This window comes from Vibrio sp. ES.051 (genome assembly GCF_002563795.1).
In the GTDB taxonomy this organism is placed as follows: Bacteria; Pseudomonadota; Gammaproteobacteria; order Enterobacterales; family Vibrionaceae; genus Vibrio.
Genome location: NZ_PDJL01000005.1, coordinates 578,452 through 598,343 on the forward strand (window position 1 = coordinate 578,452; position 19,892 = coordinate 598,343).

Annotated in this window: 20 protein-coding genes; 1 reads left to right on the top strand and 19 read right to left on the bottom strand. The window is 44.9% G+C overall.

The window, feature by feature from the left end; translation table 11 throughout:
- Window position 1 precedes the first annotated feature (1 nt).
- The 13 genes from rodZ to trmJ form a co-directional block, all read right to left on the bottom strand.
- Window positions 2–952, bottom strand: coding sequence for a cytoskeleton protein RodZ (gene rodZ / locus ATG66_RS16885; protein ID WP_098416382.1), 951 nt, complete (start codon window positions 950–952; stop codon window positions 2–4).
- Between the two features lie 435 nt (window positions 953–1,387).
- Window positions 1,388–2,515 (bottom strand): bifunctional tRNA (adenosine(37)-C2)-methyltransferase TrmG/ribosomal RNA large subunit methyltransferase RlmN, encoded by a 1,128-nt coding sequence (locus tag ATG66_RS16890; protein ID WP_098416383.1) that lies wholly within the window; start codon window positions 2,513–2,515, stop codon window positions 1,388–1,390.
- A gap of 246 nt (window positions 2,516–2,761) precedes the next feature.
- Window positions 2,762–3,187, bottom strand: coding sequence for a nucleoside-diphosphate kinase (gene ndk / locus ATG66_RS16895; protein ID WP_098416384.1), 426 nt, complete (start codon window positions 3,185–3,187; stop codon window positions 2,762–2,764).
- A 93-nt stretch (window positions 3,188–3,280) separates the two neighbouring features.
- The gene (gene pepB, locus ATG66_RS16900) at window positions 3,281–4,579 is read right to left on the bottom strand and encodes an aminopeptidase PepB (RefSeq protein WP_098416385.1); all 1,299 of its coding nucleotides are present in this window, start codon (window positions 4,577–4,579) and stop codon (window positions 3,281–3,283) included.
- A 161-nt stretch (window positions 4,580–4,740) separates the two neighbouring features.
- Window positions 4,741–4,935, bottom strand: a complete 195-nt coding sequence (iscX, locus tag ATG66_RS16905) for a Fe-S cluster assembly protein IscX (protein WP_098416386.1) — start codon at window positions 4,933–4,935, stop codon at window positions 4,741–4,743.
- A gap of 45 nt (window positions 4,936–4,980) precedes the next feature.
- Window positions 4,981–5,319 (bottom strand): ISC system 2Fe-2S type ferredoxin, encoded by a 339-nt coding sequence (fdx, locus tag ATG66_RS16910; protein ID WP_098416387.1) that lies wholly within the window; start codon window positions 5,317–5,319, stop codon window positions 4,981–4,983.
- A 13-nt stretch (window positions 5,320–5,332) separates the two neighbouring features.
- Window positions 5,333–7,186: a Fe-S protein assembly chaperone HscA gene (gene hscA, locus ATG66_RS16915; protein ID WP_098416388.1), complete on the bottom strand. Its 1,854-nt coding sequence runs from the start codon at window positions 7,184–7,186 to the stop codon at window positions 5,333–5,335.
- Window positions 7,187–7,207: 21 nt separating this feature from the next.
- Window positions 7,208–7,723 carry a co-chaperone HscB gene (gene hscB / locus ATG66_RS16920; protein ID WP_098416389.1) on the bottom strand — a complete coding sequence of 172 codons (516 nt, stop codon included), beginning with the start codon at window positions 7,721–7,723 and terminating at the stop codon, window positions 7,208–7,210.
- Between the two features lie 55 nt (window positions 7,724–7,778).
- The gene (gene iscA / locus ATG66_RS16925; RefSeq protein ID WP_098416390.1) at window positions 7,779–8,102 is read right to left on the bottom strand and encodes an iron-sulfur cluster assembly protein IscA; all 324 of its coding nucleotides are present in this window, start codon (window positions 8,100–8,102) and stop codon (window positions 7,779–7,781) included.
- 71 nt (window positions 8,103–8,173) lie between these two features.
- Complete coding sequence (gene iscU, locus ATG66_RS16930; RefSeq protein WP_098416391.1) at window positions 8,174–8,557, bottom strand: Fe-S cluster assembly scaffold IscU; 384 nt, start codon at window positions 8,555–8,557, stop codon at window positions 8,174–8,176.
- A gap of 38 nt (window positions 8,558–8,595) precedes the next feature.
- The gene (locus ATG66_RS16935; protein WP_098416392.1) at window positions 8,596–9,810 is read right to left on the bottom strand and encodes an IscS subfamily cysteine desulfurase; all 1,215 of its coding nucleotides are present in this window, start codon (window positions 9,808–9,810) and stop codon (window positions 8,596–8,598) included.
- 28 nt (window positions 9,811–9,838) lie between these two features.
- Window positions 9,839–10,345 carry a Fe-S cluster assembly transcriptional regulator IscR gene (gene iscR / locus ATG66_RS16940; RefSeq protein ID WP_098416393.1) on the bottom strand — a complete coding sequence of 169 codons (507 nt, stop codon included), beginning with the start codon at window positions 10,343–10,345 and terminating at the stop codon, window positions 9,839–9,841.
- A gap of 114 nt (window positions 10,346–10,459) precedes the next feature.
- The gene (gene trmJ / locus ATG66_RS16945) at window positions 10,460–11,188 is read right to left on the bottom strand and encodes a tRNA (cytosine(32)/uridine(32)-2'-O)-methyltransferase TrmJ (RefSeq protein ID WP_098416394.1); all 729 of its coding nucleotides are present in this window, start codon (window positions 11,186–11,188) and stop codon (window positions 10,460–10,462) included.
- A gap of 231 nt (window positions 11,189–11,419) precedes the next feature.
- On the opposite strand from trmJ, the gene suhB reads away from it, so the two are divergent.
- The gene (suhB, locus tag ATG66_RS16950) at window positions 11,420–12,223 is read left to right on the top strand and encodes an inositol-1-monophosphatase (protein WP_098416445.1); all 804 of its coding nucleotides are present in this window, start codon (window positions 11,420–11,422) and stop codon (window positions 12,221–12,223) included.
- Window positions 12,224–12,509: 286 nt separating this feature from the next.
- Here the strand turns inward: suhB and secF are convergent, their stop codons facing one another.
- From secF to ATG66_RS16980, 6 genes are all read right to left on the bottom strand, one after another.
- Entirely contained in the window at window positions 12,510–13,457 is a 948-nt protein-coding gene (gene secF / locus ATG66_RS16955; RefSeq protein ID WP_098416395.1) for a protein translocase subunit SecF, read from the bottom strand.
- A gap of 14 nt (window positions 13,458–13,471) precedes the next feature.
- Window positions 13,472–15,328, bottom strand: coding sequence for a protein translocase subunit SecD (gene secD, locus ATG66_RS16960; RefSeq protein ID WP_098416396.1), 1,857 nt, complete (start codon window positions 15,326–15,328; stop codon window positions 13,472–13,474).
- A gap of 21 nt (window positions 15,329–15,349) precedes the next feature.
- Window positions 15,350–15,679 (bottom strand): preprotein translocase subunit YajC, encoded by a 330-nt coding sequence (gene yajC / locus ATG66_RS16965; protein WP_098416397.1) that lies wholly within the window; start codon window positions 15,677–15,679, stop codon window positions 15,350–15,352.
- A gap of 166 nt (window positions 15,680–15,845) precedes the next feature.
- Window positions 15,846–16,979, bottom strand: a complete 1,134-nt coding sequence (gene tgt, locus ATG66_RS16970) for a tRNA guanosine(34) transglycosylase Tgt (protein WP_098416398.1) — start codon at window positions 16,977–16,979, stop codon at window positions 15,846–15,848.
- 150 nt (window positions 16,980–17,129) lie between these two features.
- The gene (gene queA / locus ATG66_RS16975) at window positions 17,130–18,182 is read right to left on the bottom strand and encodes a tRNA preQ1(34) S-adenosylmethionine ribosyltransferase-isomerase QueA (protein ID WP_098416399.1); all 1,053 of its coding nucleotides are present in this window, start codon (window positions 18,180–18,182) and stop codon (window positions 17,130–17,132) included.
- Between the two features lie 233 nt (window positions 18,183–18,415).
- Window positions 18,416–19,588 (bottom strand): trypsin-like serine protease, encoded by a 1,173-nt coding sequence (locus ATG66_RS16980; RefSeq protein WP_098416400.1) that lies wholly within the window; start codon window positions 19,586–19,588, stop codon window positions 18,416–18,418.
- Window positions 19,589–19,892 lie beyond the last annotated feature (304 nt).

Genomic DNA, 19,892 nt, shown 5'->3' on the forward strand with positions numbered 1-19,892 from the left:
TTTATAACGGTAGAGTGAATCTAGCTACTTTGCCGGAAGTATACCCAGAAAGGTCGACAGGTTCACTTGCAAATGTCATTGTAACCCCTTCCGGTGCGCCCAGTATTACGTTGAACGGCGCTTTTCCGGCAAGTTCTACATCTTGTCCTGGTTTATGAGTACCACTTACCAGCGTTTTGCCATCGGTGTCTTTCACTTGAATCCAACAGTCCGCTTTAAATTTCATGGTAAGAAGTGTCATGCCTTCAGGCACTAATGGCGCAGGCTGTTCCTCTTTCTCAGTTTCAATGACTGCCACTGATTGTTCGGAATCTAAGTCTGCTGTTTCTTCAGTTTTTGTTGCCAATATATCCGTTTGCTGTCCCACTAACGTCGTCTGCGTTTCAACAACTTCGTCATTTGTTAAAGTAACGTCTTCAGGCGAGTTTGCAATTAACTCTTTTGCGGTCATTAAATCGATATCAGCCAGCTCTTGGACGGTAGGCTGAGGCGATTCAACGCTTGATTCCGTGACTTCTTTAGTCAAGCTATTCTCTTGTTGGTTTTGCCACCACCAAGCCGCAGAAATACCGATAATGATAATCCCGATCACCCACGTCAGTAGCATGATACGGCTATTGTGCTGCTCTTGTTTGGTTTTACGAGAAAAGCTCTGCATTTCAATTTCTTGCTCTTTTGGCGGTATATCTGTGGTTTGTTCTAAAACCGTCAAGATCATTTTTTCATCAAGACCAACCACCTTTGCGTAAGAGCGCAAGTAACCCCGTGTAAACGTCGCAACTTGTTGAGATTCAAAACGATTATTTTCAATATCTTCAATAACAGAAACGCGAAGCCTCAAGCGATCAGCAATTTGCTTTTGGCTCATACCTAGAGATTCGCGTTTGTTTTTCAGTAGTGTGCCAGCTTCAAGAGAAAGTGGCGCTTCATTCGTATTTTCGTGTTCTGTCATAATGGCGGTATTTTAATCTGCTTTAATGGCTAACGCGGTTATTTGTTTTCGTTGTTGTTCTTAAGCCCTACTGAACGATAGTTAGCCTAAATGTGTTAACCAAAATAATATGTTTAAGAAACTCTCAGCGATCTGAGTGTGAATACTCGTTTGCGAAAAATCAGCAAAGCGTATGTGAGAAAATGCTGAGAATTGTCGGTGTCAACGTCAATATCATGCCTATAATAAGCGAATGTCTAACGAAGACAAAAAACCTTTCCACTCAAACTAACAGATAGCTCAAGCTTTTGTCCAAACTTTGACACAGGAAATCGAAATTATAGCCAAATCACCTCAAGTTTCTTGGTTATAACACCCATTTTGGATTGAATTACACTTTCAACATACAAAATAGCCAGAGCAAATGGCTCTGGCTATCTATAAACTGATGCCGTTTTATACTGCTTTGACTTCAATGGTATCGGCACCACGTGATGCTTTTAGCATTGATGTCCGCTTGGTCCGGTCAATAACATCGCCAACCAATTGACCACATGCAGCATCAATATCATCCCCACGAGTCTTTCGTACCGTTACCGTGTGTTCATACTGCATCAACGTTTTCTGAAAACGGTCAATGCGTGAGTTGCTTGGTTTCTGATAAGGAGAGCCAGGGTACGGGTTGAAAGGAATCAAGTTAATCTTACATGGGGTATCTTTCATTAGCTCGGCTAACTCGCGAGCATGATCCATATCGTCGTTCACATGATCAAGCAATACGTATTCTACAGTGACTTTGCCACGGTTTGCATTCGAAGAAGCGATGTAACGACGCACAGATGCTAAGAAGTCTTGAATATCCCAACGATCATTAATCGGCATGATTTCGCTACGTAGCTGATCGTTTGGTGCATGCAGTGAAATTGCTAATGCAACGTCAATTTTTCCCGTCATCTGATCAAGGCCAGACACCACACCTGAAGTTGATACCGTTACACGGCGCTTAGAAAGACCAAAGCCTAGATCATCAAGCATGAGTTCTAGCGCTGGTATTAGGTTTTTCATGTTAAGAAGCGGCTCACCCATTCCCATCATTACTACGTTAGTAATCGGACGGCGACCAGTTTCTTTTTCGAGACCAATTTCACGAGCAGCACGCCAAACTTGACCAATGATTTCAGACACTTTGAGGTTGCGGTTAAAACCCTGTTGTGCGGTTGAACAAAATTTACATGCCAATGCACAACCGACTTGAGAAGAAACACACAGTGTTGCGCGATCATCTTCAGGGATGTAAACCGTTTCTACATCCTGGTCACCAACGTTCATGGCCCATTTGATGGTACCATCAGAGGAGTGCTGAGCCTCAGACACAACAGGCGCTTTGATTTCACACTTGTGCAAAAGCTTTTCACGCAGCTTCTTGTTAATGTTCGTCATTTTTTCGAAGTCATCGACACCGAAATGGTAGATCCACTTCATAACTTGATCGGCACGGAACGCTTTCTCGCCGAGTTCTTCTGCGAAAAGCTGACGCATACCTTTGCGATCAAAGTCGAGTAGATTAATTTTTTCAGTGGTCATGTTGCCTCTCAATGACTGAAACAAGAATAAGGGCGCGAATTGTACAGCCTTTAGGCAGCGACAACAAGAGGGATAAAACCCTGAGTTTGCTAAGGCATTAACATTGCTTTGGTTGTTTTTTTGCACAGCAATAATGATAAACTTTAGCCGTTTTTTAGATAAACAAAAGCCCCGAAAATATCCGAGGCTTAACGTTATGTTCTAGCGATTAGACTTAGCGTTTATTTGAAGCAAACCAAGCCTAAATTAACGAGAGTATACTTCTGAATCTGGGAAGAAAAACTCAATTTCACGTGCCGCAGACTCTGGGCTATCGGAGCCATGAACCGAGTTATGGCGCATGCTAAGTGCGTAATCCGCACGAAGCGTACCACATGCTGCTTCTTCTGGGTTCGTTTTCCCCATCAATTCACGGTAACGGGCAATAGCATTTTCACCTTCCAATACCTGAACCATGATAGGGCCCGAGGTCATGAATTCTCTTAATGGTGGGAAAAACTCTTTACCTTCATGTTCTGCATAAAAACCGCTCGCCTGCTCTTCAGTCAGATGAACCATTTTTGCAGCAACAATTCGTAGACCAGCTTTCTCAATACGATCGTAGATTTCACCAATTAGGTTTCGCTCCACTGCGTCAGGCTTAACAATTGAAAACGTTCTTTCTAGAGCCATAAAGTTTCCTTTCTATACTTGTAATAATGGTTGTTTATCAAAGTGACTAATTGGACTATGGCAGCGCTCAAACCATGATCACTGTCACTAGTATTATTTACCTGCTTGCTCATTTAATAGGCGAGCCAATGTGCGTACGCCCATACCTGTAGCTCCTGCCGCCCATTTATCTGATGCAGATTTGCGATATGTACCAGCACAGTCAAAGTGCAACCAGCCTTTTTTGTAATCTTCAACGAAGTAAGACAAGAAAGCCGCCGCAGTACTTGCACCCGGTGAGTAATCACCAGAGCTGATGTTGGATAGATCCGCAAAGTTTGACGGCAACATGCCTCGATGGAAGTCAGCCAGTGGTAAAGGCCATAAACCTTCTTTCTCTTGATTCGCTGCCGTTAATGCCTGATGAGATAGCTCATCATCAAAGCTCAATAGCGCGTGGTAATCGTTGCCCAACGCATTCTTCGCTGCCCCCGTCAGTGTTGCACAATCAATGATCAGCTCAGGTTCTTGCTCACTTGCGTAGAGCAGGCCGTCAGCAAGAACTAAACGTCCTTCAGCATCCGTGTTCATGATTTCAACGGTTTTACCGTTTTTGTAAGTGATAATATCACCCAGCTTGAGCGCGCGACCTGACACCATATTCTCAGCACAGCACAGAATCAGTTTCACGCGCTGATTCAAACCACGCAAAATAGCCAGACCAAGACCACCTGTAATCGTGCCTGATCCGCCCATATCCGCTTTCATCGAACTCATAAATTGGGAGGGCTTCAAGCTGTAACCACCAGAGTCAAATGTAATCCCCTTACCCACTAAACAAGCAAATACCGGCGCATTTTCATCGCCGGTTGGGTTGTAGTCCAGTTGCAGCATGGCAGAAGTGCGCTCAGAGCCGCGACCAACGGCGTAAATACCTTCCCAACCTTCTGAAAGTAGATCTTTATCTTTGACGATACGAGCCGTTACGGTGCCTTGAGGTGCGATAGATTTGATGAACTCCGCAGCCATGGCCGCCAGTTGGCGAGGCGCGACTTCTTCTGCGGTTTTGTTAATGATATCGCGGGTAAAATCCGTCGCGGTAATACGCGCTTGCAGTTCTACTTGATCTTCTTCAGGCAGTGCTGTCCACTCGACTAAACCATGTTTTTTGGGATTGCGGTAACCTTGGTAGAAAGCCCAAACACTCTCTAAATCCCAGTGAGATCCAGAAAGTAAAATAGAGTGAATTCCTTGGCCATCTAGTTGACGAGCGGCACGTTGAATTGCACCAAGATCGTGTCCTTCTCCTAGGTGGATGGTGGCGCCGTTTTCAGCAAATGAAAGCAGTGCTTTTTCACCCCAGTGTGGTGCGGCCGATTCCTGACTAATAAATACAGACATCTGTGTAGACATGGTTTCTCCTTGTCTTATAGCGGCGTTGCCTACGCTGCTTCTTTTTGATAACTCACGGATGTTAGCATTATGTAGGATAAAAATGTCAATTTGATAAAAAAGCGGACCTTAAGGTCCGCTTTTTTTAGTAAGAATTGTTAACTAGGCTATGTTTTACAGTCTTAATCTGCTTCATCCATCCAGCACATGATAACGGCTTCCAGGATCTTCTCGTTACTATGATTTGGGTCATCCTCAAACTCATCCAACTCCATGATCCATTGATGAAGATCGGTAAAACGTACGGTTTTCGGATCCACATCGGGAAACTTGTCACAAAGCTCAATCGCGATATCGCGAGAATCTGTCCATTTCATTGCTCATCTTCCTTATTTCTTTCCCTTTATTTACGGGGGATAGTTTTAATGATCTTCTGAGGCGTGGTTTAGCGTGTATTTTGGAATCTCAACCACCAAGTCTTCATCCACAATTTTAGCCTGACAGCCAAGACGTGATTCTGGCTCAAGTCCCCATGCTTTATCTAACATGTCGTCTTCCAGTTCTTCACTCTCTTCTAATGAGTCGAAGCCTTCACGAATGATCACATGACAGGTAGTACACGCACAGGATTTTTCACATGCATGCTCAATACCGATACCGTTTTTTAGTGCGACGTCTAGAACGGTTTCACCAGTGTTTGCTTCCAACACGGCACCTTCTGGGCACAAATCATCGTGTGGTAATACAATAATCTTAGGCATAACTACTTATCTCTTATATATCGTCTACTGATTGACCTGACAAGGCAGCTCGAATCGATTTATCCATACGGCGTGATGCAAAGTTTTGGCTCGCTTTATCGGTATCTTTGATGCCTTGCTCAATCGCATCAGCATCTTCACCATTACGGAGCTCAATTAACGCTTCAATCACTTTTACTAATGTTTGTTTTTCTTGCTCTGACAGCAGCTCATCGCCGTCAGCCTGCATCGCTGCAACCAACCCTTCAATAACGCGATCCGCTTCTACACGCTGCTCAGCAAGTGCACGAGCTTGCATGTCTTCTTTCGCGTGCGTCATTGAATCACGCAGCATATCCGCGACTTCGTTGTCACTTAAACCATAAGAAGGTTTTACTTGAATTTCTGACTGTACACCAGTGCTCTTTTCCATTGCCTCAACAGAAAGCAGACCATCTGCATCCACCTGATAGGTCACACGAATGTGGGCAGCACCAGCCGCCATTGGGGGGATACCTTTTAACGAAAAGCGAGCTAAAGAACGGCAATCATCCACCATTTCACGCTCACCTTGCACAATGTGTACGCTCATTGCCGTTTGACCATCTTTGAAGGTAGTAAACTCTTGGGCGCGAGCAACTGGAATAGTGGTATTACGAGGAATAATTTTCTCAACTAATCCGCCCATTGTTTCAATGCCGAGTGACAATGGAATAACATCCAATAACAACATTTCTGAGTCTGGCTTGTTACCCGCCAATATATCGGCTTGGATGCCAGCTCCAATCGCAACAACTTCGTCTGGATTAATGCTGGTTAGTGGAGTACGACCAAAGAACTCGCCGATCATGTCACGAACTAATAAAGTACGTGTAGAACCGCCAACCATCACAACTTCAAGCACTTCATCTGCGTTTACATCCGCGTCCTTCAGAGCCCGACGACAAGACATCAAAGTCTTTTTAACCAGTGGACGGATTAAATCGTCAAATTGCTCACGAGTCACAGCACCTTTCCAACCGAACACATCAACGTCAACGCTGTCTTGCTCAGAAAACGCTATCTTAGTGGCGGTGGCAATATTGAGTAGTGTGCGGTTTTGTTCCGCTGAAAGTGGACCTTCAAGTCCTGCTCGCGCCATAAGATAATCCGCTAAAAGATGATCAAAATCGTCACCACCTAATGCGGAGTCACCGCCCGTCGCTAATACTTCAAATACACCTTTTGACAGGCGTAAAATTGAGATATCAAATGTACCACCACCTAGATCATACACCGCGATGACACCTTCTTGACCTGAATCCAGACCATAAGCGATTGCTGCAGCCGTTGGCTCATTTAACAAACGAAGTACATGTAGGCCCGCCAATTTGGCCGCATCTTTAGTACCGGCACGTTGCGCATCATCGAAGTAGGCAGGAACAGTAATAACCACACCCGTTAACTCACCACCCAATGTCTCTTCGGCGCGCTTACCAAGCACTGTTAGAATATCAGCCGAGACTTCAATCGGATTCTTATCACCTTGAGGCGTTTGTATAATCGGAAGACCGTTTTCGCTCTCTTTAAATCGGTAAGGAAGCGAAGAGTAACGAGATTGAATATCTTGTAATGAACGGCCGATCAAGCGTTTTACCGAGATGATGGTGTTTTCTGGTTCAAATTCTGCTTTGGCTTTCGCTTCGTAACCGACCGTCGAAGAATCTTCCGTATAATTTACGACTGACGGTAAAATGGTACGGCCTTGCTCGTCCGCCAGAGGAGTTGCATCACCGCTGCGTACGGAAGCAACCAAGGAGTTGGTGGTACCTAAGTCGATACCCGCTGCTAACTTGTGCTCATGAGGTGCCGAGCTTTGGCCCGGTTCTGCGATTTGAAGTAGTGCCATGATTGGTCCTTGTCACGCTAACTAGCTGAGAAGTTTGTCTTCAACTAGTTCAATTTCGTTCTTTAGTTTGGCAATAAATTTCAGCTTACGAACTCGGTCTGCAGCCTCTGGCCATTGACCTTGATCCAGTTCTTGCTCGACACTTACCAAATGCTGTTTATACATTTTGCTGACCTTTACATCGAAGTCAAAAAGCGCTGATTCAGGCTCAGAACTGCCAGCAATGTCTTCCAGCTCTTCACGTAATTCCATCTGCTCCAAAAGGAACATTGGATCTTGCATTGTTTGCTGTTCACCGCGGATTTCCATTCCCTGTTCTGCCAGAATATACTCGGCACGAGAAATAGGATTTTTAAGGACTTGATACGCATCGTTAATCTGCGCCGCTTTCTGTACCGCCATTAAACGATCACGCTCAGAGCCCGAAGCAAAATTATCCGGGTGGAAACGTTTTTGTAATTCTCGGAACTGAGAAGAAAGAAGGCCACCATCCAGATTAAACTGACTTGGTAGCCCAAATAATTCAAAGTGATTCATTAAGATCGGGTCCTAGTAAAGCCTTCCGGACTCGTTTGCCCAGAAGGACAAGCAATTAGACGTTGAAGCTTTCACCACAACCACATTCACTTTTCGCGTTAGGGTTGTTGAACTCGAATCCTTCATTCAACCCTTCCTTCACGTAATCCAATTCTGTACCGTCCAAGTACACTAGGCTCTTTGGGTCGATGATAATTTTTACTCCAGAGAGTTCAAAAACTTCATCTTCCTTTTTTAGCTCATCAACAAACTCAAGTACATACGCCATGCCCGAGCAACCAGTCGTCTTCACTCCAAGACGTAAACCGATACCTTTACCTCGGTTATCTAGGAATGCTTTTATGCGACTTGCCGCTGATTCTGTCATTGTGATGGCCATACTGCACCTTAGTCTGTCTAAATTACGATTGGAATGGGAGCGCTGAAAGCCCCCATTATATTACGAAATAATTATTCTTGGTGTTTTTTCTTGTAGTCTGCAACCGCTGCTTTGATTGCATCTTCAGCAAGAATTGAACAGTGAACTTTCACTGGTGGAAGCTCTAGCTCTTCAGCAATTTCCGAGTTCTTGATTGCTGCGGCTTCGTCAACTGACTTACCTTTAACCCACTCTGTGACTAGTGAGCTTGATGCGATTGCACTACCACACCCGTACGTTTTGAACTTTGCATCTTCAATGATACCTTCCGATGTCACCTTGATTTGCAGTTTCATTACGTCACCACAAGCAGGAGCGCCAACCATGCCGCTACCTACTGATAGATCTTCTTTGTCAAATGAACCAACGTTACGTGGGTTCTCGTAGTGATCAATTACTTTTTCGCTATATGCCATAATAAATTACCTCGAATCCTCTATTCTAATCCCTGAGATTAATGATGTGCCCATTCAACTGTGCTCAAATCAATCCCTTCTTTGTACATATCCCATAGAGGAGACATGTCGCGTAGCTTAGTGACTGCAACGCGGATTTGTTCAATTGCGTAATCAATTTCTTCTTCAGTTGTAAAACGACCGAATGAGAAACGAACCGAGCTATGAGCCAGCTCGTCATCCATACCAAGGGCACGAAGAACGTAAGAAGGCTCTAGACTTGCAGAAGTACAAGCACTACCAGAAGAGACCGCGAGATCTTTTAACGACATCAGTAGTGACTCACCTTCTACGAAAGCAAAGCTGATATTTAAGTTATGTGGAACACGCTGCTCAAAATCGCCGTTTACCGTTACCGCTTCCAAATCTTTCACACCGTTAAAAAGACGATTACGAAGCGCTAGCGCGTGGTCGTAGTCTTTCTGCATATCTTCTTTTGCGATACGGAATGCTTCACCCATACCCACGATTTGGTGAGTTGCTAGTGTGCCAGAGCGGAAACCACGCTCGTGACCACCACCGTGCATTTGCGCTTCAAGGCGAATACGAGGCTTACGACGTACGTAAAGTGCGCCAATACCTTTAGGCCCGTAAGCTTTGTGTGCAGACAGTGAGATTAGGTCAACCTTCATCTCTTGAACATCGATTGGCAACTTACCTGCAGATTGTGCAGCATCAACGTGGAATACAATTTTATGTGCACGACATAGCTCACCAATCGAAGTGATGTCTTGTACCACGCCAATCTCGTTGTTTACGTGCATGATAGATACCAGCACGGTATCTTCACGCATCGCGGCTTTTAGCTTTTCAAGGTCGATCAGGCCATTTGACTCTGGCTCTAGGTACGTCACATCAAAGCCTTCACGTTCTAATTGACGACATGGGTCAAGAACCGCTTTATGCTCGGTTTTACATGTAATAACGTGCTTACCCTTTTTAGAGTAAAAGTGCGCTGCACCTTTAATCGCAAGGTTGTCAGACTCTGTCGCACCCGATGTAAATACGATTTCGCGAGGATCTGCATTTAGAAGGTCAGCAATTTGCTCACGAGCAGTATCGACCGCTTCTTCTGCCTGCCAGCCATAACGATGCGAACGTGACGCTGGGTTGCCAAATGTACCATCCATTGTCATGTACTGAACCATTTTTTCAGCGACACGTGGATCAACTGGACATGTAGCGGAATAATCAAGATAAATAGGCAGTTTCATTCTCTACTCCAATGTAAAAAGCTGACCGCTAAGAGCGGACGTTTACACCGATGGGCGCGGCGGTTGTATTTTTGTTTGATAGCCCATGGGTTACCACCAGATCAATGTTCTGACGGTCTGAAATTTCTAGGACTTCATTGTCTCTCATCAACTCTCCAAGAGTGATGTTATTCAAGAAGTCACCAATGCGAGAGCTTAAGTCACGCCATAATGTATGAGTTAAGCAACGGGTCCCACCTTGGCAATCTCCTTTACCTTGGCATTTGGTTGCGTCAACTGACTCATCAACGGCTGCAATCACGGTACCAATAGCGATGCTATTTGCGTCGGCACCAAGTCGGTAACCACCACCAGGACCACGAACGCTGGAGACCAGACCTGCTTTGCGCAATTTTGAAAATAACTGCTCTAGGTAAGAGAGCGAGATACCCTGACGTTCTGAAATATCAGCAAGAGGCACAGGGTTTTGTTGCGAATGCAGTGCCACATCCAGCATGGCTGTCACCGCATATCTTCCTTTAGATGTAAGTTTCATACCACACCGTATCCACATGGTTTGTAATGGTTAAGATTTTTCCATACCTGAGTAAAATGGTCAAGTATTTATTTGACCATTTTACTCAGGTATTCATCCTTACACCTAAAGTGGTTATTGTTTGTTCAAAGTTTTTTCAATCGAGGTCAAAATGCCACGAAGAATGTTCAGCTCCTGAGCTTCTGGTCTTGCTCGTGAGTATAAACGACGAAGCTTGTTCATCACTTGCCCTGGCTGGTCTTTGTTAATGAATTGGGTTTCCACCATCACCTTTTCAAGGTGCTCGAAGAACATCTCAAGTTCTTTATGGCGTGGGTACTCTTCTGATTCATTTAAGGCGAACTGGCTCTGCTCAAGGTTTAAGTGCGCAACGCGAATTTCGTAGCTCAGCGTTTGAACGGCCATTGCTAAGTTGAGCGAGCTATATTCTGGGTTTGCAGGAATGCAAACATGATAATGGCACTTTTGTAACTCTTCGTTTGTTAACCCCGTTCTTTCACGACCAAACACGAGGGCAACTGGATGTTTTTGACCTTCTACAGCAAACTTTTCTCCACACTCACGTGGTTCAAGCATTGGCCACTCTAAAGTACGTGAACGCGCACTTGAGCCCACAACGAGACTACAATCTTCAATGGCGGCCTCTAGCGTGCTGACCACCTGAGCATTTTGTGCAATATCAGCGGCGCCAGCAGCCAAAGCGAGGGTTTGTTCATCCACTTCACACTGAGGATCAACCAATACCAGTTGACTTAATCCCATGACTTTCATCGCTCGTGCAGCCGAACCAATGTTGCCTGAATGAGAAGTTCCGACGAGTACGACTTTTACTTGATCCAACATCTGTGTTTGCTACCTAAATTAAAACCGCAGGATATTACCATAATTTTTTAACACACCCTAGAGTGAAGCAGGCCTCTGCTATCATTCTTAGTCATTGTTGTGGCGTGCGACTCGGTCAATAACATGACACTGAACAACTTAGAACAAAAAACAACCACTTCCCTTTTGACTGATCTCTGGTATACTCGCCGCCGCTTTAAATTGTTCTTTAACATCCGTTGGGAAAATCGTATGCATCCAATGCTAAACATTGCTATTCGCGCTGCGCGAAAAGCAGGCAATCATATTGCTAAATCATTAGAAAACACAGATAAAGTAGAATCTTCACTGAAAGGCACTAATGACTTTGTCACTAATGTAGATAAAGAAGCAGAATACATCATCATTGATACTATCAAGCAATCTTACCCAGAGCACGGTATCATTGCTGAAGAGCAAGGTCTTATCGAAGGTAAAGATCAAGACGTACAATGGATCATCGACCCTCTGGATGGTACAAATAACTTTGTTAAAGGCTATCCACATTTCGCAGTTTCTATTGCAGTTCGCATCAAGGGCAAAACTGAAGTTGCCTGTGTATACGATCCAATGCAAAACGAGCTGTTTACCGCCCAACGTGGCGCTGGTGCGCAGCTAAACAGCGCACGTATCCGCGTTACTCCGCTAAAAGACCTTCAAGGTACAATTCTAGCAACAGGTTTCCCATTCAAACAGAAGCAACACTCTGAATCTTTCATCAAGATCATTGGTGCGCTATTCACAGAATGTGCTGACTTCCGTCGCAGCGGTTCTGCTGCTCTTGACCTATGTTATGTTGCTGCTGGTCGTGTCGATGGTTACTTTGAACTCGGTCTAAAGCCATGGGATATGGCCGCGGGTGAACTTATCGCTCGTGAAGCAGGTGCAATCCTAACGGACTTTGCTGGCGGTACCGAGTACATGAAGTCTGGAAATATTGTTGCTTCAAGCGCTCGTGGTACAAAATCTATCCTTAAACACATTCGCGAAAATGGCAACAGCGCACTCCTTAAGTAAGAATATTTAGTCCATTTTAAAAGCCCTGCTCAATGAGCAGGGCTTTTTTGTGTCTTACACAATTTCACTCTCCACAAACCTTGTTATACCTATCAAATAAATGAGTGAGCAGAAATAACGTAAAACGTAAGAAGAATACTTAATGTTTCCACGCTATGAGCGAGCATTTACACTGGTTAGGTAAAGACCTTTATTATTTTTAATTAAGCTCTGTACGTGATAACCCAGAAATGAAAAAAAACCGCTGATTGCTCAGCGGTTTTTCGTTTTATATTCTCAGTTAGCCTTATGGCATCTCGTCGAATTCTGCCCCTTCTTTCTCTACTTGTGGTGGCATCAAATGCTCTTTCTGGATGCCCAGTTTTAGAGCCAATGCTGATGCAACATAAATAGAAGAATAAGTACCAACCGTGATACCGAGTAGAAGTGCGGTTGCGAAGCCGTGAATCATCGCCCCCCCCTGCATGAACAGTGCGATCACCACAAACAACGTTGTACCCGAGGTAATCAAGGTACGGCTCAATGTCTGTGTGATGGAGGCGTCCATGATATCAGCAGGCTCACCTTTACGCATCTTGCGGAAGTTCTCCCGGATACGGTCAAATACCACAATGGTATCGTTGAGCGAGTACCCCACAACCGTGAGTAGCGCCGCCACGATGGTTAGGTCAACTTCGATCTGCAATAACGAAAATACACCTAACGTGATGATGATATCGTGCCCCAGTGCCATTACCGCACCAGCCGCTAAACGCCATTCGAATCGCATTGATACATAAATCAGGATACAGATCAGAGAAACAAGGATCGCAAGACCACCAGCTTCAGTTAGCTCATCACCGACATTTGGACCCACGAACTCAATACGGCGCATTTCTACGCTTTCGCCCGTACTGTCTTTGATTGCACCAATGATTTGGTTGCCCAGCATTTCACCAGAAACGTCGTCTCGTGGACGAAGACGAACCATCACTTCACGCGAGCTACCAAAATTCTGTACCGTCGCATCGCCAAAGCCTTTTGAGTTTAGGCCGGTACGAATTTTTTCCAGATTTGCAGGTTTTTCAAAACCTACTTCAATCAGCGTACCGCCCGTGAAGTCCAACCCAAAGTTCAACCCTTTAGCTGACAAAGTAAAAATGGAGGTCGCTATCATCAAGATTGAGAAAATGAACGCCACTTTCGACCAACGCATAAAGCCGATCGTCTTCTCCGCTTTTAGAATTTGAAACATATTAATTCCCAGCCTTAGATCGACAATTTATCAACGCGTTTGCCGCCGTACATTAGGTTCACGATACAACGTGTACCTATGATGGCGGTGAACATTGACGTTAAGATACCGATTGATAGTGTTACCGCAAAACCTTTTACTGCACCTGTACCTACCGCGAATAGGATAATCGCCGTGATAAGGGTTGTAATGTTCGCGTCAGCAATCGTGCTGAATGCGTTCGCGTAACCTTGGTGAATCGCTTGCTGTGGACTGCGTCCATCTCGAAGCTCTTCACGGATCCGCTCAAATATCAGTACGTTCGCATCGACCGCCATACCGACCGTCAATACAATCCCAGCAATCCCTGGCAACGTCATAGTCGCCCCTGGAATCATCGACATCACACCAATGATGAGCACTAAGTTCGCCATTAGAGCAATGTTGGCAATCAGGCCGAAACCACGGTAGTACAGCAAGGTAAAGAGCATTACCGCAGCCATCCCCCAAATCATCGCCATGATCCCCATATCGATGTTTTGCTGACCCATCGATGGACCTATGGTGCGCTCTTCAACGATAGAGATAGGCGCAATAAGGGCACCAGCACGCAGTAGGAGTGCGAGATTATGCGCTTCAGCAGCCGAGTCGATACCTGTAATACGGAAGTTACGCCCAAGAGCCGATTGAATCGTCGCTTGGTTAATGACTTCTTCATACTTATCAAGAATGACTTTACCTTCTGGCGTACGACGATCGCTGTCTTTGTACTCTGCAAACACGGTAGCCATTAGCTTACCAATGTTCTTTTTAGAGAACGCAGACATCTTGTTACCACCTTCACTGTCTAGCGAGATATTAACCTGTGGACGACCATACTCATCGACACTCGAGCTTGCATCAGTGATGCTTTGACCACCCAGAATAACACGTTTCTTAAGTACGACAGGGCGACCATCGCGATCCATTTTGATTTCACTGCCAGCAGGGGCACGCCCATTCGCCGCAGCCGATAAATCGGCTTTGTCATCGACTTCGCGGAATTCTAGCGTTGCCGTGGCACCCAGAATTTCTTTCGCACGGGCCGTGTCCTGCACACCAGGAAGTTCAACCACGATTCGGCTTGCACCTTGACGTTGAACCAGTGGTTCTGCAACCCCCAGTTCGTTTACACGGTTGCGCAAAATCGTAATGTTTTGCTCTACCGCGTAGTTACGGATCTCTTGCAAACGTTGCTCGGTAAAGGTCGCAGTAAGAGCGTAACGCCCATTTGAATCAGATTCGACAAAGTTCATGTCTGGATGATTCGTTTCTAGCGTACGCTTAGCTTCAGCCAATTGTTCTTCATTACGCAACAGCACTTCTACTGCTTCTTTGCCAGAAGGACGAATCGCTCGGTAACGAATTTTCGCTTCGCGAAGTTCACTACGGAAAGCTTCTTCTTGTTGACCGACCAGTTTTTCCATCGCCGCATCCATATCCACTTCCATTAAGAAGTGAACACCACCACGAAGGTCAAGACCTAATTTCAATGGTGACGCGCCAATTGCTTCTAACCAGTCTGGCGTAGAAGGGGCAAGGTTAAGTGCAACAATTGTGTCTTTGCCAAGCGCTTCGCTGATGACATCACGAGCACTGATTTGAGTGTCAGTGTCGTTAAAACGAACAAGAATTGATCCATTTTCGAGAGCAATGGACTTGTGAGAGAGTTGCTCTTTATCAAGAGCAGTAGTGACAGCATCCAGCGTTGACATATCTACAGAGGCGCCACGCGCCCCTGTAACTTGAATAGCCGGATCTTCACCGTAGATATTTGGAAGTGCGTATAACGCAGCGGTGATGATGGCAAAAAATACCATCAAATACTTCCATAATGGATAACGGTTTAGCACAGCGAGGATCCTTTAGCTGTTTTATAGAGACTTAAGCGTACCTTTTGGTAACACTGCAGTGATGAAGTCTTTCTTGATGACGACTTCATTGTTCGCGTTAAGCTCAATTGAAATGTAGTCATTATCTTCAGCAATCTTAGTGATTTTACCCACCAGACCACCGCTGGTTAAAACTTCGTCGCCTTTACCCATAGAAGCCATAAGGCTCTTGTGCTCTTTAACACGTTTTGCTTGTGGGCGGTAAATCATGAAGTAAAAGATCACTGCGAACATGCCAAGCATGATAAGCATTTCAAAACCGCCGCCTGCTGGCGCGCCTTCTGCTGCTGCGTGAGCCTGAGAAATAAACATTAAAACATCCTCATTATATTTTATTTAATAATCCAACAAGTTGGGCTTTCGCATTCTAGATTCAAGTTTGAAAGTAATGAATAGAGATCACTCTCTCAAAAATAACTTACGTTAGCCTACTTCATTCGCAAAAGCCTCTGGCGACATGCCAAAGGCTTTAATTCTTTTAAGCTTTGCTTAGTGGTGGCACTTCGCGGTCACGGCGTGCATAAAACTCTTGTACAAACTCATCGAAACGGTCTTCATCAATCGCCTGACGAATGCTTTCCATCAAACGCTGGTAGTAACGCAGATTATGGATTGTGTTCAGGCGCGCACCTAGGATTTCATTACAACGTTCTAGGTGATGAAGGTACGACTTGCTGTAGTTTTGACAAGTGTAACAGTCACAGTGTGGATCGAGAGGCGTTGTATCCGTTTTATGTTTCGCATTACGGATCTTGATCACACCACCAGTCACAAACAGGTGACCATTACGCGCGTTACGCGTTGGCATGACACAGTCAAACATGTCGATACCGCGGCGAACACCTTCAACCAAGTCTTCTGGTTTACCCACGCCCATTAGGTAGCGAGGCTTGTCTTCTGGAAGCTGCGGACAAGTGTGCTCAAGAATACGGTGCATGTCTTCTTTAGGTTCGCCGACTGCCAAACCACCAACCGCGTAACCGTCAAAACCGATTTCCGTTAGACCTTTTACCGACACATCACGTAGATCTTCGTAAACACCACCTTGAACAATACCAAACAGGTTGTTCGGGTTTTCTAGCTTCTCGAAGTGATCACGTGAGCGCTGTGCCCAACGTAACGACATCTCCATCGATTTCTTCGCTTCATCGTGTGTCGCTGGGTATGGCGTACACTCGTCAAAAATCATGACGATGTCAGAACCGAGGTCTTTTTGAATTTCCATCGACTTTTCTGCGTCCATGAAAATCTTGTCACCATTTACCGGATTACGGAAATGAACGCCTTGCTCGGTAATAGTACGCATCTTACCAAGGCTGAATACTTGGAAACCGCCTGAATCAGTAAGAATAGGACCATGCCAGTTCATGAAATCGTGCAGGTCGCCGTGCATTTTCATGACTTCTTGACCTGGACGCAGCCAAAGGTGAAACGTGTTACCTAACAGGATTTCCGCACCCGTGCCTTTCACTTCTTCAGGGGTCATGCCTTTAACCGTACCGTAAGTACCAACTGGCATAAACGCAGGAGTTTGAACAGTGCCACGCTCAAAGGTCAATTGACCACGACGCGCATTGCCGTTTTTCTTCTTAAGATCAAATTTTAATTTCACGATGCCTCCGGGTGTCAGAGAAACAGTCTGACTGAGTGTTTAGGGCTCTACCCTACTTTAAGGAGCGGTCGCTTTTCCTTGCGAGAGACAAAGCAGAGGTTCTGCTCTATTTCCTAGCTTACTGCTAGCACTCGTAAATCTTATTTTTTACTAAATCGTTTTCTTCTTGATGAACATTGAATCACCATATGAGAAAAAGCGATATTTGTTTTCTACCGCATGCTTATAAGCATTCATGGTGTTCTCATAACCTGCAAATGCACTCACCAACATGATCAATGTTGATTCTGGTAGGTGAAAGTTAGTGATCAAGCAATCCACCAACTGGTATTCGTAACCTGGGAAAATAAAGATTTCGGTATCACCAAAAAATGGCACGAGCTCGGTGCCTTTCTTCAATGCATCTTGTGCAGCGCTTTCAAGTGAGCGTACCGATGTCGTACCAACAGCAATAATGCGACCACCTCGTGCTTTCGTCGTTTTAATTGCTTCGACGACTTCTTGCGGTACTTCTACGTACTCAGCGTGCATATGGTGATCGTTGATGTTTTCTACTTTTACTGGCTGGAATGTACCCGCACCAACGTGCAGCGTCACGTAAGCAAACTCAGCCCCTTTGGCTTTGATCTGCTCAAGTAGAACATCATCAAAGTGCAAACCTGCTGTCGGCGCGGCTACGGCGCCTGGTTTTTGGTTATAAACCGTTTGATAACGCTCTTTATCTGAGTCTTCATCTGGGCGATCGATATATGGAGGTAATGGCATGTGGCCGATTTCTTCCAAAATCTCTAGAACCGTCTTATCAGAATTGAATTTCAGCTCAAATAGAGCATCATGACGCGCCACCATTTCGGCTGAATATTCATCGTTCTCGCCCACAAGAATAGTGCTACCTGGCTTGGGTGATTTAGAGCAGCGAACATGCGCAAGGATACTTTTTTCATCAAGCATCCGCTCCACCAGCACTTCTAGCTTGCCGCCCGATTCCTTACGGCCAAACATACGTGCAGGAATAACACGGGTATTATTGAAAACCACTAGGTCACCGGGTTGAACTTGGTCTAGTACATCGGTAAACGTGCCATCCATTATTTCTCCGGTGTTGCCATCCAGTAGCAATAGTCGACTCGCGGTACGCTCTGGTTGAGGGTAACGAGCGATAAGTTCATCTGGAAGGTCGAAGTGGAAATCTGATACTTGCATGCTACTTGTCTTATATATTGATAAAATTACGTCTAAAGCGACAATAAAATTGCGACGAGTTTTTCGCAGCAGACTAGTATATGTTTACATGCTGCAATAGCAAGCTAATCCCCCAACATTGACTGTAAAAGCTTTTATTAAGAGTGTAATAAAACGTGAAATGTTCAGAATATATACAAACAAAAAAGCAGCGAAGTTCGCTGCTTTTCGTTTTTCTTAACACTGAGGTGAATCTAGCTATCGCGTCTACGCAACCACCCCAGAGTGGCTAATAACCCCAACAACCAAACACCGATACTACCACCATCGTCTTCTGAGCCCGAGAAGTTGCAGTTGTTGGTGGCAATGCCATCGTAACAGCCCCCTCCACCATCGCTTTCATCGCTTTCATCGCTTCCCTGATTGGCATCTCTAATGAAGTTTGGTTCAATGATATAATCACTCGGCGGAACATCAGCCTTAATATAAGACTGCACCCAACCATAATAATGGCTCACTTTGGTATAAAAACTTGGGATGGTCAGTGAGCCACATGTTGGCAGAATTAAAGGCGCGCCGCTAACAATACCAATCTGTTTGCCCGTAGCAACATCCAAGAGCGGACCTCCACTATCGCCTTTACATGCGGAGTTACCATATTGAGTATTGCTGTCCGGTTCAAGCACTTGGTTCTTAGTAGGCAGGGTACAAATCTTAGTTTGATTTTCACGCGAATTAATAACCCCTGGGAAACGACTGCCAATTTCTAAACGCTCATAACATTTGTCGATAGGAAGAAAACTACTGATGGTCGTTTTTAACGTATTAGATGATTCTGATGCGTCAGGCTTGGTTGTTCCCCACCCAAAGACTTGCACGTTATCTACACGCTGATTGGTCAAGTCATTGTCGTTCCAATCAGCAGCAAGACGTGCTTCAATGCTTTCCATCTCGACCTTTGTGGCTAATTCAGCAAATCTGGCATTTGCAACTGGGCGCGTTAAATATAAAAGTGCAATATCTGAATCTAAGCCAGTTTGAATCGATTGGACGTTACCATTGCTATCGGTTTTGGCTTTAGAAATACGGGTGTAATCGGGATGAACCACAACATGAGAAACCGCATAAAAGTTATCTAGACTTGCAGCGTTCAAATCATAAACGTTCGCCGTGATCGACAGTTCGCCCGGCGCTGTCACATAGTAGCTTGCTTCATTGGTTCCCTCGCCCATCACAACACAATGGGCCGCTGTTAGTACCCATTGCTCAGCTAACATGGTTCCGCCACACGATGGGAAATCAGCCATGTTACTAACTCGCAATGTCACACGATCCACCGGATCGGTCTCTTCTGTACCCAATATAATTGCCTGTGCTGATTGCACACTGAATGCCACGACTGCTATCGCGATTAATTTCTTGTACATAGTTATCTTCAGATCTAGTAAGCCTAATTATATCTTCGTCTAGAGGCTTAACGAGGAGAATCAAGCAAGTAAAAATGTGCGATTCAATTCATTGGATTAAATTTTTAGGCTCATTTATTACCCATAAAAAGTGCCAACTGCCTCGCACACAAAACAGCTGCTTTTAAATTAACAAAAGTATAAATTGTCGATTATGGCGCCGTAAAAAAGACATGCCATCGTATTAAACTATTTAATTGATGAAAAACGAGTTAGCTCCCAGATATACGGTGAAATATTCTCTATATTTAAATAAAGAACAATG